At 53.5% G+C, this 16,431-nt stretch carries 12 protein-coding genes and 1 pseudogene; all 13 read left to right on the forward strand.

The window, feature by feature from the left end; all coding sequences use genetic code 11:
* The first annotated feature begins 434 nt into the window (after nucleotides 1–434).
* Complete coding sequence (locus tag V7676_RS18300) at nucleotides 435–902, forward strand: redoxin domain-containing protein (protein ID WP_335657507.1); 468 nt, start codon at nucleotides 435–437, stop codon at nucleotides 900–902.
* A gap of 814 nt (nucleotides 903–1,716) precedes the next feature.
* A complete protein-coding gene (locus V7676_RS18305) occupies nucleotides 1,717–2,970 on the forward strand; it encodes a TolC family protein (RefSeq protein WP_335657506.1) in 1,254 nt (417 codons plus the stop codon).
* Between the two features lie 11 nt (nucleotides 2,971–2,981).
* Complete coding sequence (locus V7676_RS18310; protein ID WP_335657505.1) at nucleotides 2,982–4,127, forward strand: efflux RND transporter periplasmic adaptor subunit; 1,146 nt, start codon at nucleotides 2,982–2,984, stop codon at nucleotides 4,125–4,127.
* A gap of 3 nt (nucleotides 4,128–4,130) precedes the next feature.
* Complete coding sequence (locus tag V7676_RS18315) at nucleotides 4,131–7,376, forward strand: efflux RND transporter permease subunit (RefSeq protein ID WP_335657504.1); 3,246 nt, start codon at nucleotides 4,131–4,133, stop codon at nucleotides 7,374–7,376.
* A gap of 11 nt (nucleotides 7,377–7,387) precedes the next feature.
* Nucleotides 7,388–7,732, forward strand: a complete 345-nt coding sequence (locus V7676_RS18320; RefSeq protein WP_335657503.1) for a DUF190 domain-containing protein — start codon at nucleotides 7,388–7,390, stop codon at nucleotides 7,730–7,732.
* Nucleotides 7,733–8,300: 568 nt separating this feature from the next.
* Nucleotides 8,301–10,769 carry a heavy metal translocating P-type ATPase gene (locus V7676_RS18325; RefSeq protein WP_335661005.1) on the forward strand — a complete coding sequence of 823 codons (2,469 nt, stop codon included), beginning with the start codon at nucleotides 8,301–8,303 and terminating at the stop codon, nucleotides 10,767–10,769.
* A gap of 417 nt (nucleotides 10,770–11,186) precedes the next feature.
* Nucleotides 11,187–11,480, forward strand: a complete 294-nt coding sequence (locus V7676_RS18330; protein ID WP_335657500.1) for a TFIIB-type zinc ribbon-containing protein — start codon at nucleotides 11,187–11,189, stop codon at nucleotides 11,478–11,480.
* A gap of 689 nt (nucleotides 11,481–12,169) precedes the next feature.
* Nucleotides 12,170–12,979: an AlbA family DNA-binding domain-containing protein gene (locus tag V7676_RS18335; RefSeq protein WP_335661006.1), complete on the forward strand. Its 810-nt coding sequence runs from the start codon at nucleotides 12,170–12,172 to the stop codon at nucleotides 12,977–12,979.
* Between the two features lie 88 nt (nucleotides 12,980–13,067).
* Nucleotides 13,068–13,793: a phosphatase PAP2 family protein gene (locus V7676_RS18340; protein WP_335657497.1), complete on the forward strand. Its 726-nt coding sequence runs from the start codon at nucleotides 13,068–13,070 to the stop codon at nucleotides 13,791–13,793.
* A gap of 186 nt (nucleotides 13,794–13,979) precedes the next feature.
* Nucleotides 13,980–14,357, forward strand: a complete 378-nt coding sequence (locus tag V7676_RS18345) for an STAS/SEC14 domain-containing protein (protein ID WP_335657496.1) — start codon at nucleotides 13,980–13,982, stop codon at nucleotides 14,355–14,357.
* Nucleotides 14,354–14,965, forward strand: a complete 612-nt coding sequence (locus tag V7676_RS18350; RefSeq protein WP_335661007.1) for a cation diffusion facilitator family transporter — start codon at nucleotides 14,354–14,356, stop codon at nucleotides 14,963–14,965. The genes V7676_RS18345 and V7676_RS18350 overlap by 4 nt, the downstream gene beginning before the upstream one ends.
* Entirely contained in the window at nucleotides 14,962–15,885 is a 924-nt protein-coding gene (locus V7676_RS18355) for a cation diffusion facilitator family transporter (RefSeq protein ID WP_335657494.1), read from the forward strand. The genes V7676_RS18350 and V7676_RS18355 overlap by 4 nt, the downstream gene beginning before the upstream one ends.
* A 130-nt stretch (nucleotides 15,886–16,015) precedes the next feature.
* Nucleotides 16,016–16,431: pseudogene (locus V7676_RS18360) on the forward strand (hypothetical protein); the annotation flags it as partial.

Here is a 16,431-nt window from a genome sequence, read left to right on the forward strand (position 1 = left end):
AGTCACTGCAATGAAACCAAAACACTCACTTATTTTATGCAGCCAGTCTGTCTATTGAATGCTGACGGGGGACAATCTGTAATGTAAGCCGCATCACATTCTTGTGCCCTCGTTCTTGTGCCCTCGTTGAACCTTACGAGCGTCGGCATCAGGCGAATCGCTAACCGACATACGGAGTGCATACTTACTGTAGTGGCTACAGGATCAAGAGGTTTCTTGTTCGCAATAGCTAAAAGCGTTCACCATCGCCGCTGAGGAAAAGCAAAATTTTTGCCGATTAAGCTGCTTTGCGCAGCTCGCCAGCGTATTTTTCTCTTGATCCTTATAGTCGCTACAGAGGGCATCGTGATTGCGCGTGAGGTGCTTTAGCATTGGCCAGCGTTATGCTTGCTATGGCAGGATAGCGCCTCAGTGCCCAAATGAGGAGAAACAAAATGAGTTTGCAACTTGAAGATATAGTCCCTGATTTCACTGCTGACACTACCGACGGTCCGATCAACTTGCATAAATGGATGAATGGGTCCTGGCCGGTGCTGTTTTCGCATCCGAAGGACTTTACACCGGTCAGTACGGCCGACCTGAGTGCAGTGGCAGGATTTAACCCAGAGTTTGTCCGTCGTGACGTGAAGGTTATCGGACTCAGTGTAGATCCTCTCGAAGATAATTACGTTTGGGTTGGCGACATTGCCGAAACACAAGGTTATGCACTACATTTTCCGATGATAGCGGATGCTGACCGTCAGATTGCCGAGCTCTATGGCATAATACACCCAAATGCGGACGATACTTTGACAGTACGTTCTGTGTTTATCATCTCTCCTAACAAAACCCTTAGGCCCTTAGCTATACGAGCCCCGGCGAAACGTGAATTACAAGCCCGCAACGGGCTAGAAAATTTCTAGAGTAACTAAAGGATCAGGATGTCTATTGTTTGTAGTAAGTCCGACGGAATTCAGGAGGATTATGTTTTTCGCTAATCTCTGATATCGCGCATCCCGCGTAGCGCGTCTATCCGTTCGGTGATACAGGTACTGCGGGCATGCTCGAAGTGGCATTCTGTTTCATAGGGATTGTTACAGCGGTCTCCAGATTATGGTTGTCTGCGAATGTCATAGCCCGTCTTGAGTTATGCAAATAGCGGCTTGGCCGTGCACATTGGTCGTCGGCGAAGCCGGCAAACGGCCTGGCTTCATATGTCCCGATGGCGGAGTTGTAAATTCTATTGCAAGGGCGATACTTAGAAACCGAAAGATTCTTGCATTTTTTCCTTTCCTTTTAACCCACGGGAGATTAAGAGCCAGCTAGATGAAAAAATGGTTGCACATTATTGTTAGTCTTTTCCTCGTTACGGGAATGACCGCGGGGGCGATGGCTGAAGCTGCCGAGCTGGATTCCAGTTCGTGCTCCAGCGCTGTTGCGTCAGTAGACGATTGTGTGGACTTTTCGAAGCAAGGCGACGATAAGCAGCCCGATCCTGCGAAAACCTCGACTAATTGTAGTGGCTGTCATGGCCATCAAATTGGTATCCCTGAGGTAGTCGCCCAACCGCCCGAGCCTATTGTGGTAGCTCAGGTCAGGCTGGTGCGAGGCGGCTCAAGTCTTCCCCCACCGGATCATTCAGACACTTTCCGACCTCCGATATTCTGACAATTGAGGCTTAGCTAGGCTTGGCCTCGGCGCGTGCCGTCAGTTTGTCATTAGAGGAAGTTTTCATTCATGTTTGCCATCATTTGGCGAGGCGCCCTTTTGTCCGGGCTTGGCCTCGCCCTGTTCACCGAACCCCTCGGTGCACAGGATCGTACGGTCCTGTCGCTCGAAGATGCCTTGAGCCGTGCCGGAGTTTCCGGGAGCGCGCCGGGCGCCGAAAACAACCCGCGCCTCGTCGGTCCGCGAGCCGAGACTGAGGCGGCTCGCGCACTCATCGACCAAGCCCGCTTGCGGCCCAATCCAGAAGTGTCTTTTGAGGCGGAAAACATCGCCGGGACCGGCGCTTTTTCAGGCCTCAGAGCAACCGAATACACGCTTTCGGTTGGCCAGCGGTTAGAACTGGGTGGCAAGCGCGGGTCACGTATACGTTCGGCTGAGGCAGAGGCTCGCGTCACCGCGCTTCAGGGTGACCTTTCAGCTGCCGGGCTCGCACTGTCGGTACGTGAGCGCTATGTCGGAGCTATTGCGGCTTCCGCCCGCCTTGAGCTGGCGCGCGATATTGTCGAGCGCAACAGTGAACTTGCGCGCATTGCACGTGTTTTGGTCGAAGTAGGTCGTGAGCCGCCTTTGCGCGCGCTGCGCGCCCAAGCTACTCTTGCCGAAGCGCAGGCGGCTCTGGAGGCTGCTCAGGTTGGCGATCTTGCCGCCCGCAGCGCGCTCGCCGCCTTGTGGGGGGAAAGCGCGCAACTCCCAGTGGTTCAACCGGTTTTCCCTAAGATTGAACCGCCCGCAGCACTTCTGGCTAGAGATACATCGCTGCGTTTGCAGATCGCCCAAGCCGAGCGTGAAGCGGCTGATGCCGCTATTGATCGAGAGAGGTCTCTCGCCGTGCCGGATCCAGTCATCTCGGCCGGTGTCCGCCGATTCGAGGAAAGCAAGGACAATGCCTTCCTGGTTGGAGTGACGATCCCTCTGCCTTTCGCCAACCGCAATCAGGGCAATATCGCTGCTGCGCAATCACGGCTTCGCGCTGCAACCGCGCAAGAAGCGATAATCAGGACAGACTTCGAACTTGCAATCACCCAAACCCGATCACGATATCTGGCGGCCGAAACTCGGGCAGAAACTTTGTCTGAAGCCTCGCTACCCCAGGCTGAGGAAGCGTTACGGCTGGTTCGGATTGGCTACCGCAACGGCAAGTTTCCGTTGATCGAAGTCCTGGCCGCCGCCGAGGCACGCGATGGCATTCGCGAAGCTTTGATCCAAGCTAAGGAAGATCGGGACCAACTAGCTGCGCAGCTGATCTGGCTGGCCACCCAATGAGGAATTTAGTCATGAATCGTACACGCTTGGCCGTCTTAATCGGCCTTATCATTCTGGTCATTGCTGGTGTCGTAATGTTCTGGCCCGGCAAAACTTCTTCTCCAGTGCGGGAAGAAGCTGCAGCCGAAGTTGAAGAAAATCATGACGAAAGCCTGGTTGAAATGGATGCCGCCCGCGTAAAAGCGGCGGGCCTCGCTACCGAAACAATCCAGGCCGGCGGCCTCGGCGCAGAAATCATCGCGCAAGGTATGGTTACTGCTGCCCCTGACGGGGAAGCGGTCCTGACTGCTCGGGCGGACGGCGCAATTACCCGTGTAGTCAAGCGGCTCGGCGATTACGTGCGCGCAGGCGAACCGATCGCGTTTCTTGAAAGCCGCGATGCATCGGATATTGCCGCCGAACGCACCGCTGCGGCTGCCCGCGCAGCGGTGGCCCGATCTGCTTATGCCCGCGAGAAAAAGTTATTCGACGAACGCGTTACCGCTCGGCAGGATTTGGAATTGGCACAGGCTGAGCTGGCCGGAGCCGAAGCTGAATTGCGGCGATCCAAATCAGCAGCAAGCGCAGCCAAGGTTACCGGCGACGGACGCTACCTTGCGGTATCCAGCTTGATCTCTGGCCGGATTACGGAAGCCAACGCAACGTTAGGGAGTTATGTAACTGCAGGTACCGAACTATACCGTGTCGCTAATCCGTCGAAGGTTCAGATTGAAGCTGCGGTGGGGTCGGTTGAAGTTCAGCGACTTGCCATTGGTGACCAAGCGACGGTCGAGTTGCCCGATGGTCAGACAATCGAGTCTCGCGTGCGCGCAATAACGCCTGGCCTTGGCGGTGAAACGCGTTCGGCCACCGCCGTGCTAGACGTACAAGGAAGCCTGCAGCCCGGGCTTCCCGTGCGTGTTCGCCTGATGCCGAGCCGGGGCGAGACCTCGGACGCTATCGTTGTGCCAGAGGAATCGCTGCAAACACTCGAAGGCAAGGATGTTATCTTTGTTAGAACTCCTGATGGGTTCCGCGCACGCAATGTCACTATTGGGCGGCGAAGCGCGGGCCGTGTTGAAATCGTAGCAGGACTCAAGTCGGGCGAAAAAATCGCAACTACCAATGCATTTTTGCTCAAGGCCGAACTTGGCAAGGGCGAAGGCGGGGAGCACTAGATCATGATTGCACGACTTATTGCGCTTTCCGTCCGTGCACGCTGGATGGTCCTATTCCTGTTCCTCGCGGTGGCCGCATTGGGCACTTGGCAGTTGTTCCAGCTTCCGATTGATGCTGTACCCGACATCACGAGTAACCAGGTCCAAATAAACACTGTCGACCCGCGTCTTTCGCCTGAGGAAATAGAGAAGCTGGTCACTTACCCAGTCGAAATTTCTCTGGCCGGTATCCCGGGACTTGAGACGACCCGTTCGATATCGCGCAATGGGTTCAGTCAGGTTACGGCGATCTTCTCCGAATCCACCGATCTGTATTTCGCCCGGCAACAGGTAGGCGAGCGGCTAACCCAAGTTACCGAAAACCTACCCGACGGCGTGCAGCCGCAGATAGGCCCGGTTACCACCGGCTTGGGCGAAATTGTTATGTATACCGTGGGGTACACCAATCCGGATGGCAAGGGTGCAAAGAAAGTGGCCGGGCGAGCTGGATGGCAGCCGGATGGCAGCTATCTTACACCTGAAGGCGAATTGCTGACCGACGAAGTTTCGAAAGCAGGATATCTGCGAACCGTGCAAGACTGGATTATCGGCCCCCAGCTGAAGGCGGTGCGCGGTGTTGCAGGCGTCGATTCAATCGGTGGATATGCCAAGACATTTGTGGTTGAGCCCGATCCGGTAAAGCTTTCCAACTACGGAATTTCCTACAGCGAACTCGGCGAAGCCCTGGAGAATGCCAACCTTGCTGTGGGCGCCAATTTCTACAACCGTAGCGGTGAAGCCTATCTCGTTCGTGTTGATGCGCGGGTGCGGTCCGGCGATCAAATTCGAAACGCGGTGGTGGCCACGCGCGGTGGGATTCCGATCACGGTTGGTCAGATTGCTAACGTGAAGGTTGGCGGCGATTTACGCACCGGCGCAGGCAGTCTGAACGGCAAGGAAGCGGTGATTGGCACCGTGCTTATGTTGATTGATCAGAACAGCCGGATTATAGCTGAATCCGTAACAGAGAAAATTGATCAGGTTTCGCAGACGCTGCCACCCGGGGTTAGTGTAAACATCGTCCTAAATCGCGCCGAGTTGGTCAGTGCGACCGTCGGGACGGTCGAAACCAATCTTAGTGAAGGCGCGCTGCTGGTCGCTGTTGCGCTCTTCTTGTTTTTGGGAAACTGGCGCGCGGCGATTATCGCAGCTCTGGTTATTCCATTCTCCTTCCTGATGATGGCGACCGGAATGAACACCTTTGGCGTGCCAGGTAATCTCATGAGTCTGGGCGCGCTCGATTTCGGTCTGATCGTCGATGGGGCGGTCATCATCATCGAAAATTGTCTCGCGCGACTGGCACACCGGCAGGAACGCGAAGGGAGGCTGCTCACGATCCATGAACGGCTCGAGGAAACGATGCACGCTTCGCAGGAAATGATCAAACCGACCGTGTTCGGGCAGGCGATCATATTGCTGTCCTTCGCACCGCTGCTGTTGTTCACCGGTGTTGAGGGCAAGACCTTCTCGCCCATGGCAATCACGATCATGCTGGCGCTGTTCTCGGCGTTCATTCTCTCGATCACGCTGGTGCCTGCACTGGTGGCACTGCTCATTCGCGGGCGCGTTGCCGAAAAAGAAGTGTGGATGATCCGCAAGAGCAAGGACCGCTATCTGCCTCTGCTCGACAAGGCGCTTGCTCGGCCCATGCCGTTCATCGCGGGGGGCTTGGCATTCTTCCTAGCAGCATTTCCAGTCTTCGGATTACTTGGCTCGGAATTCATTCCTCAACTTGACGAAAAGAATCTAGCGATTGCCTCGACGCGCGTCCCCTCGGTCAGCGTTGATCAATCCCTTACGATGCAGCGCAAAGTCGAAGCGGCTGTTGCCCAGCTTCCTGAAGTTGAACTAATGTTTTCCAAGACCGGCACGGCAGAGGTTGCTACCGATCCGATGCCGCCCAATATCTCGGACGGGTTCGTCATCTTGAAGCCGGACGAAGAATGGCCGGCAGGAGTGAACAGCAAGGCAGACGTGGTTGAACGCATCGAGGAGGCCTTGAGCGGTCAGCTCGGGCAGGTCTACGAAGTCAGCCAGCCAATCGAGCTGCGCTTCAACGAGCTGATTTCGGGTGTACGCGGTGACGTGGCAATCAAGCTCTATGGTGACGATCTCGACAAAATGTCACAGACTGCAAATGAAATGGTGCAGGTGCTTCAAGCCATTCCAGGTGCGGCAAGCGTGAAGGCGGATCAGGTCGGGGGTGCGCCCTTGCTTGATGTGAAGCTGGATCGGGCGATGATTGCTCGCTACGGGCTCACTGTCAAAGAAGTGGCGGACACTGTTGCTACGGCACTCGGCGGGCGGGAATCCGGGCTACTCTACGAGGGCGATCGCCGTTACGACATCACGGTGCGCGTGCCCGACGAAACGCGGGTTAACCTTGATGATATTCGTGCGCTTCCTGTGCTGTTGCCCGAAGAACCCGGCGAAATCCGTCAACAGATCCCGCTGTCGCAAGTAGCGAATATCCAGTTGAGTGAAGGGCTTAACGAGATACGGCGCGAAAACGGAAAGCGCAGGGTGGTTGTCCAGATGAATCTGGAGGACCGCGATGCAGGTTCGTTCGTGGCAGAGGCGCAGGCCAAGATCGCCGAAGTGGATCTGCCTACCGGCTATTATCTGGAATGGGGCGGACAATTCCAAAATTTGCAAGCGGCGACCGCGCGACTGTCGATCGTAGTGCCGCTTGCCTTTGTTGCTATCTTCGGCTTGCTGTTCATGGCCCTTGGGTCGGTCGGCCGGGCAACTGCAGTCTTCCTGACTTTGCCACTTGGATTGGCCGGAGGGATATTCACGCTCGCCCTAACCGGTATCAACTTCTCCGTCTCGGCAGCGGTTGGGCTTATCGTGCTGGCCGGTGTTTCGGTTCTGAACGGTCTGGTTGTGATGACGGCCATTCGTGAGCGTCAGGAACATGGGCTGCCTCTAGTTGAGGCGATTCGGGAAGGCATGACCGAGAAGATGCGTGCAGTCATTATGACTGGATTTGTTCCGGCCATCGGCTTCATTCCGATGGCAATTGCTACCGGGACGGGGGCTGAAGTCCAGAAACCGCTCGCGGTTACGGTCATCGGGGGATTGATAGCTGCAACTATCCTTACTCTTTTGGTGTTGCCGTCAATCGCGAAGGTTGTGCTCGGCGCAATCGAAAACCGCAAGCGCAAGCGGACCGAGAATGCCCCGCAGGCTGCGCCAGAACCGGCATAAAGGAGAAGATAATGACACAGACGGTCAAATTGTTGCGGATATACACGGACGAGGGAGCTTATCTCGGAGATCGTAGAGTTCTCGAAGTGATCGCCTCCCGCGCCCGGGAGGCCGGTATGGCGGGGGCTACCGTTCTGGATGCGCGCTTGGGCTTTGGCCGCTCGGCCCATGTGCATCGTCGTCACGTATTCGAAAGCGACCGAGCTGTTGTCATCGAGATCGTCGATGAGGAAGAGCGGTTACGGACGTTTGTCGGTAATCTTGGCGATATTCCGGATGTCGGGCTGATGACACTGGAAGCAGTGGAGGTGCTTGGCGGGAAGGCCCGGCAAGCATTTTTCGAAGCCCGCCCATGATTTGCGCCGCATCTCGCCTCAATTGGTGTGATGCGGTGAGCATCGCGCATGACAGGCTGGACCATCCCATTGAGTTTGATCTGTCTAGCCGCAAAGCAGGGACAATTTCCGGCGCCGGCGGGGTAACGAGGTGTCTTGACGGTAGAGAACTCGTATCCATTGCCCGTGCCCGTGGCAAAGGTTTGGGGCTTCGTCGCAGGCATCAACAGGCCACTCCAGATCGAGGAAGGAATTCATCTGGCATAGTTGCAGCAAAACACTCAGTTCAAGCACCAACTTTGCTATTGAAAAAACGTTTCATGGCTAGAATTTATGATTGCGAGACAATTCTTGTGACCTCGGCTAGTCAGAGCCGGCAGTTTGCTGGGGCGCCATCCTCACGAACATCGGCTACCATACAATTCAAGGATTCGCGCTGCTCGCTCGGACTCAGGTCGTTCTGTTTCCGCCAGAGCGGGCATCATGTGGTGCGGGCGTTCGACGCGCCCGCACCACACCATCGGCGAAAACCAACCACTTCGGCGCTGCGCTCTCCCATGCGTGGGACGATCGGATGAAGGGAACAGCAATGAAAGATCTAGTGCGCCTCGACATTCCGCTTTTGCTGCCGGAAGTAAAAGATGTAGCTGACCGCTGCATAGGCAGACTCACTAACGAATTGCGAGGTAGGGCGGGCGTTCGGGACGCACATGTCGTCGCGAGCCATGATGACACTCCGGCACAACTTTGCATCCATTATGATCCTGACTTCCTGTCTCTCCAACGCGTGCGCGAGATTGCCAAAGGCACTGGCGCGGCGCTGACAGAAAAATATCAGCATATCCACTGGACGGTTGACGGACTGACCCACGCTCGCAAGGCACGCACGGTCGCCGACCGGCTTCGAAATTTGCCGGGTGTCATCGAAGTCGAGGCGAGCGCGGCAGGCACAATTAGTGTGGAATTCAGTCGATCCGAGGTGAGAGAGGCGGAAATCAGTAAGACGCTGGCCGAGATGGGGGTCCTTCAACGAGCCGAACGGATATCAATATCAGCCAACGCCGCGAAAGAGCCGCCCAAGCAGGGTCACCAAGAAGGGGAGCACGCCCACAGCAACCTCTTTGGGCCTAACACCGAACTGATCTTTTCGCTGATTTGCGGGGGGGCGCTGGCAACTGGGTTTGCGATCGAGAAACTGACTGAGGCCCCTGCTTGGATGCCGATCGCCTGCTACTTTGCCGCCTATATATTTGGCGGTTGGTTCACACTCCGCGAGGCGTTTGAGAATTTGCTCCTCAAACGCTTCGAGATCGACACGCTGATGCTCGTGGCGGCAGCTGGCGCGGGCGCTTTGGGCGCTTGGGCCGAAGGCGCACTACTCTTGTTTCTGTTTAGCTTGGGGCATGCACTTGAACATTATGCGATGGGCCGGGCAAAGCGCGCGATCGAGGCTTTGGCTGAGCTGGCACCACGTACAGCCTTAGTACGTCGAGGGGATGGCCGTCTGAGCGAAATCTCCGTCGAAGATCTCGTTATCGGCGATACCGTGATCGTAAAGCCGAACGCACGTCTGCCTGCAGATGGGTTCATTGTAGTTGGGCGATCAAGCATCAATCAGGCACCCGTCACGGGCGAAAGCGTCCCCGTCGATAAGGAGCCGGTACCGGATAGGGCGCTGGCAGCAGCCCAATCTGACAAGGTTTCCGCCCAGCACCGAGTATTTGCGGGGACCATAAATGGTCAAGGCGCGATCGAAATCGCTGTCACACGCCTTGCTGCCGACACGACGCTGGCCAAGGTGGTCAAGATGGTGAGTGAGGCGGAGACACAGAAATCTCCAACCCAGCGCTTCACCGACCGTTTTGAGCGGGTGTTCGTGCCCTCCGTTCTCGCGCTGGTGGTCATGCTGTTGTTCGCTTGGGTTGTCATCGATGAACCGTTCCGCGACAGCTTTTATAGGGCAATGGCCGTGCTTGTAGCGGCCAGCCCCTGCGCGCTCGCCATCGCGACGCCGAGCGCCGTTTTATCGGGCATCGCTCGGGCGGCTCGTGGTGGCGTGCTAATCAAGGGCGGCGGACCGCTTGAGACTTTAGGTTCGCTGAATGCGCTGGCCTTCGATAAGACTGGCACGCTTACCGAAGGGCGCCCTCGCATTACTGACGTCGCGCCATCAATGGGAGTGGACAACGCCGAACTCATGAAAATTGCGATCGCTGTCGAACGACTCAGTGATCACCCGCTGGCGGAAGCGATCGCGCGAGATGGTGAGCAATTTCTCGATGGTCAACCGGTTCCAGAGGCGGTCGACCTCGTCAGCCTAACAGGCCGCGGCGTGCAGGCGCGTGTTGACGGGAAGGTGGTGCTGATTGGCAAGGCTGAGATGTTCGGTCGAGATGGAATCGCTCCCCTTACGGCGGAGACGGCCCAGACGATTGAGATTCTGCGCGAGCAAGGGCGCACGACGATGGTCGTGCGCACTGGTCAGCGCGACCTGGGTGCAATCGGACTCATGGACACACCGCGCACAGCCGCAAAAGAAACGATAGAGCGACTTAGAGCGCTAGGAATCCAGCGTATGGTGATGATGTCAGGCGACAATCAGCGGGTAGCCAGTGCGGTAGCCGCCGAAGTCGGCATCGAAGAAGCCTGGGGCGACCTGATGCCAGAGGATAAGGTCGAGGCAATCAAAAAGCTTCGCGCCGACGCGCCGGTCGCGATGGTAGGTGATGGTGTCAACGATGCTCCCGCTATCGCGAATGCTTCCGTGGGTATTGCAATGGGAGCTGCGGGATCCGACGTCGCACTCGAGACTGCCGATGTCGCGCTTATGGCCGATGACCTCGCACATCTACCGTTTGCCATCGGCCTGAGCCGCAGCACCCGCTGGATCATTCGGCAGAACCTGATCGTCAGCTTGGGTGTGGTCGCCTTCCTGGTGCCGGCGACGATCATGGGTCTTGGAATAGGCCCTGCGATTCTGGTCCATGAAGGCTCGACGCTGCTCGTCGTTTTCAATGCGCTCCGTTTGCTTGGCTATCAAGACAGGGGTGCCCAATGAGTTTACTTTCGAAGGGATTTGTGCTCAAAATTGCGGAGAAACGCGAAATATCCTCGATATGCTCAATGCCGAGCAGAAACTTCTCAGAAGCCGCAGCGCAGTTCGTAACCACCCGATGTGCCGCCCTCGTCTCCAATTTTAGGTTGTTTGCCGCCATCGGCGCGTCCGATGCGCGCGTCTCAACTACTTTGGAGGCACGCTTTTTGAAATGAGCTTCAGTCGCAAGGTGATATCCAGTCCGGTGTCATTGGAAACGGAGTGCCGCACCGCCGTCGACGGCGGCATTCAATTCTCGCTGATATCGGCCAAACCACGTCTCGATCGCGGAGCACGAAATCAAGTTTTGCTGACCACTGACGTTGGCGAGTATCGAGGCTTAGAAGAGTTCGAACATCAGCTAACTGAGAGGAGATTATCATGAATTCATCAACGGCAACAGGCAAAGGCATGCTCTGTCCCATTTGCCAAGTGACGCTGTCTATCTCGGATCGACAGGGCGTGGAGATTGATTTCTGTCCACAGTGCCGGGGTGTGTGGCTTGATCGGGGCGAGCTTGATAAAATCATCGAGCGATCCGAAGCCGTCACGGTATCGCGGCCGCGCGATGAGGGTCGATCAAGCCCCGGTTTTTCGGCGCACGATGACCGTCAACGATCGAAGCACCACGGGTATAAGCGCCGACGCAGCTTTCTTTCCGACCTGTTCGACTGAACCATGCAGATGAATCGCCTTATGAATGGCTGGTCAGGGGGAAAGCGTGTTTACCCAAGAAAATGAAACAATCTTGCATGCCTCGCCGACTAAAGTCTGGTCAGCACTGACGCGCTTTGAGGATTATGAACATTGGAACCCGTTCATACGCATCTCCGGCTCACTCGCGCTCGATGCGATTGTAAAGTACTCATTCAGAATGAAAAAAAGCAAGCGAGGATTTTTCATCATCAACGCTCGCATCTCGGTTCTTGAGCACCAGAGACACATTTCCTTTTGCTTTGGCTTTAGAGGGCTAATTTCGGTTGAGGAGAGCTACCTGATAGCGCCCGAGTCTGTCGGATCGCGCTTGGTTCACAGCTTTCACTGCGCTGGCCCGCTCTCGGCGCTGAAACTCGGGAAATTGAAGCGCAATCTCAACCTGATACTTGAGACCACGGATAGGCAGTTTCAGCGGCATCTCCGTCCTTCACGGCCCTCCGCAAGCTATTTCTCGGGAGAAAGGCGTCCAACAGACGATGCCCTCTTCCCTTGCGGCCCGGGTCACGCCGTGGGCGCATGCCCTCACCGCCCACGGCGATACTTGACTACTATTACTCGCGTAGTAACCTCTTTTTTTTAGAAGACGAATATGTATCATCAACAAGTACTGGAATTGAGATGAAGCTTTTTATGTCAACGGTTGAGAAATGCTAATAAATTTACATCAACGTATCCCGATTTCTTTCAAGATTGTAATAGGTGCATTAGTAGGTGTCATCCTTCTACACCCCCTGGTCACGCTAATTTTCTGGCTTGAGTTCAATCAGCTATTATCGACACCCTCAGATACCGCTGCCGATTTCCTATGGTGGCGGATTAGAGAGTCAACCAGTTTCGAAATGTTTCCTATGAACCTGCTTTTTGCCGGTTTAGGTGCTGGTTTGGCCTTGGTCTTGGATTTAGTTGAAGCCTTGTCTGAAAAAAGCAGAGAAAAGTCACATATTCTAAAAAGGCAACTCTCCGATCAATTGCCATTGCTTATTGCGGCGGGAGAGAGCGAGACTACTGAATTTAAAGAGTCGTTGCGCTGGGATGTAAAAGAAGGCCGAGTAAATAAAAAATTGGAAAAGGTTATAGCTAAATCGCTTGCCGGATTTATGAACCATCGCGGCGGAAATCTACTGATTGGCCTTTCTGATGATGGCACAATCAAGGGCATTGAATCAGATTGCAAGACCTTAAGAAGTAAAAACCAAGATGGATTTGAACGCGCTCTTATTGATTTGGTGAATAATCAATTGGGAGCCAATGCCGCCACAATGGTCCACATCCAATTCTTGGATTATGGGGGCCACACCATATGCTGGGTGATCGTAGATTCCGCGCTTGAGCCCGTTTATCTAAAAGATGGCAATATTTCGAGATATTTCCTGCGGTTAGGAAATTCCACGCGTGAGTTAGATGTTCGGGAAGCGCAAGACCATATCGCACAACGCAGTCCTATTGGGAACAACTAAAGGTGTCCTACGAAATCATAGTTCATTGTTTTGCTCTGATACACCGAGATCAGAATTTTTTGCTGACTTTATTGGCTTTGGAAGAGTGATGCTCAAAATGCAAAATGGAAAAGGTTCGAAAGGCCGACGACTTCCTTTTCCATTGGGCTTCAAACTGATGCCATCGAGCATTATGGGGGCAATTTTTTTAGTACTTTGGTCAGAGGTGGCGAAAGGGCATTTGGACAAAATAGATAAAACCCTCTTGCTTGCTTTTAGGTCTATGAAAAACTCGGATCTTTTGGTTGGTCCAGGCTGGCTTCCACAAGTTGTTCGCAACGTCTCCTTTTTGGGGGATTCAATTTTTCTGATTTTTGTTATTTTGGCAGTCTCTGGCTTTTTGATCGCAAAAAGAGCCTATCTTAATGCGTTTCTATTGTCCGCTTTATCCATGGGCGGGTTTTGGATAATATCCTTATCGAAAGACTTTTTCGGCAGACCTCGGCCTTCGATTGTAGAATATCTTTCTGTTCCCAATTCCGCTAGTTTTCCAAGCGGTCATGCTGCAAATTCGACCATCGTTTATATCTTGATAGCAGTGGCTTTATTCAAAATTGTACCGGGAAAATATGCACGGGTTTGCCTGCTTTCTGGTGCGTTTATATTGGCTGCATTGATTGGCATATCGAGGATTGCTTTGGGCGTCCATTGGCCAAGCGATGTTTTGGGGGGATGGATTTTTGGACTGGGATGGTGCTGCTTGTGGTTCTTGAAAGACAGCATTCCAGATTCACCGACCGCCTTCAGTCGTTACAGTTCAAAGCAAGCACGATGAATATACTGTCAAGAAAATACTCGAGAAATATGGAAAGGGCCGTGGTGCCTCTAGCAGATTTTCTGGATAATCTAGAGGTAGCGGCTAAGATGATACGAATAAAAGTCGTAAGCTCGGAATCGGAGACCGTTTCGAAATTGCAAGCAACAAGTCGCAATTTATTGAAGAACTTAAAAGGGATGTAAAATGCTGACAGCAAGAGAAAGTGAAGGGCTGATTTTTATAGAAGCAGGCGAAAAGTTGGGCGCGGAAGATTTCGATGCATTTGTGCCATTGTTTGAACGTATAGCGCAGCGAACACCTGGAACAGTTCCGATGCTAATTGAACTGAAATCCGATTTTTCTGGATGGAACATCGGCGGGCTGTGGCGTGATCTAAAATTTGATATTCGCCATAAGGACCAATTTGGACGTATCGCCATTGTCGGCCACAAAAAATGGGTGGAATGGGGAACGAAATTTTCTGCCCCTCTGTTTAGCGGTGACATGCGATACTTTGACTTAAAAGATATTGAGAAAGCCGAAAAATGGGCCAGGACTGGCTCGACGGAGAAGAATGGGTGAGCGAAACATCTGTAAACCTAGATTCTCCGGACAAGCGCAGAACTCTGTGGATCGTGCTGGCGTTGAATGTTGCGATTGCAATCGCCTTTTTCGGAACCGGCATTTTAGCCGATTCAAGTGCGTTAATTGCGAACGGGCTCGACAATTCATCTGACGCTGTTGTCTATGCTCTTAGCTTGCTTGCGCTCTCGCGGTCTCAAAAATGGAAGCGCGCGGCCGCGCGTGTTTCGGGGGTAATGCTTCTGATTTTTGCCGTGGGGGTGATTTTAGATGTGGGTAGGCGTTTCGTTGAAGGGTCTGAACCGGGGGGATGGCTAATGATGGCGATGGCTGCTGTTGCTGCCGTAGTTAATCTTTTATCATTGCGCCTACTTCAAAAAATCCAAGACAAAGATGTAAATTTACGAGCAGCGACAACATTTAGCTTCAACGATTTCATATCCAATGGCGGTATCATTATAGCTGGCGTCATTGTTCTGTTTACCGGTGCAAATTGGCCGGACCTCCTAGTTGGCATCGCCGTCGCAGGGGTAGCGGTGTATGGAGGCATAGACATTTTGCGGGATGCCCATCAGGACAAGCATGATGAAAAGGGAGATATCCATTGAGCGCCGGCCACGATCACGGCAGTGACAATATGAGTGATGGCCGACTTTTGTTTGCGGTTGTGATCAATGTTTTATTGACCATCGCCCAAATCATTGGGGGGGTATTATCCGGATCGCTTGCACTGATTGCGGATGCTTTGCACAATTTCAGTGACGCGGCTTCGCTCGCTTTGGCCTTGTTTGCGCGCCGCATTGGTAGGCGTCCTGCAGACGCGTTCATGACATTCGGATATGCCCGCGGGGAAGTGGTAGCAGCGCTCATAAATTTAACCACACTTCTGATTATTGGCTTTTACCTGCTTGTTGAGGCAATCAACCGTTTTGCTGATCCGCAGCCCATTGAAGGCTGGACTGTTATCATTGTCGCAGGAATCGCACTCGTTATCGACCTAGTCACAGCTATCATGGTGTATGCAAGTTCAAAGGAGAGCCTTAACATGAAGGCCGCCTTTCTTCACAATGTATCCGATGCGCTAGCTTCGGTAGGGGTCATAGTCGCAGGTATTTTGATCTTGCTATATGATCTGTATATCGCTGACCTTATCATCACCATCGCAATCGCAGTATACGTTATTTATCAAGGAATAACATTGTTACCGAAAACTGTCCGGCTGCTCATGGGCGCGGTTCCAGATGACTTGGAATTCGACGAGATTGTAGAAACGCTACGCCAGACTAATGGCGTCAAGAGTGTTCACCATGTTCATTTGTGGAGTATCAGTGAGCACAGCCTTTCTCTAGAAGCACATCTCGTCCCGAAGGAAAAATCACTGGAATCGTTTGAAGCGGTTAAAGCGTCGGCACGCTCGGCATTGGCCGAAAAATATGATATTAAGCATGCGACATTCGAGTCTTGTCTAGAAACAGACTGCTCGCCCGAAATTGTGCCAACTCATGAAAGGCGTCACAACCATGAGTGACCACATAATATTCCATGCGAATTTCAGAATGCTGCCTTCGGGGATATTTTGGGATCCTGCTTACATCAGGCGCTAGGTAATAATAATATCCGAAAGCAAATTATGGGATTGGTTGGAAGGAATAAATATAATGCAGTCTGTGCTGTGGTACATTGATGATCAAGGCCCAGATCCGTGGGTCCAAGCGGCGCTTGACGTAACCCGCGCAGTGGAGGGCCATTTGAGTTGCCTCCATGTTTCATCACTCAATTCATTTAAGATATCGGATGCCTATGGGGGCATGGCGGCCAAGCATCGTTTCATTGTTGAGGCTCAAAAGCGTGGGGAAAAAATCCGGATGCAGATAAGAGAGCGGTTAGACAAAGAGAATGTAAGCTGGGATTTTAATCATGTTGAAGGCGATCCCGTCAATGCGATAACACGTGAGAGTGCCTTGCGGGATATCGCGATTCTGGGACGGCCGCCCGGAAATTCTGATAAAAACAGGTCAACAACATTTTTCGGAGACCTACTAAGTCACATACGGACCCCAACATTGCTCCAACC

This window comes from Parasphingorhabdus sp., from assembly GCF_036963805.1.
In the GTDB taxonomy this organism is placed as follows: domain Bacteria; phylum Pseudomonadota; class Alphaproteobacteria; order Sphingomonadales; family Sphingomonadaceae; genus Parasphingorhabdus.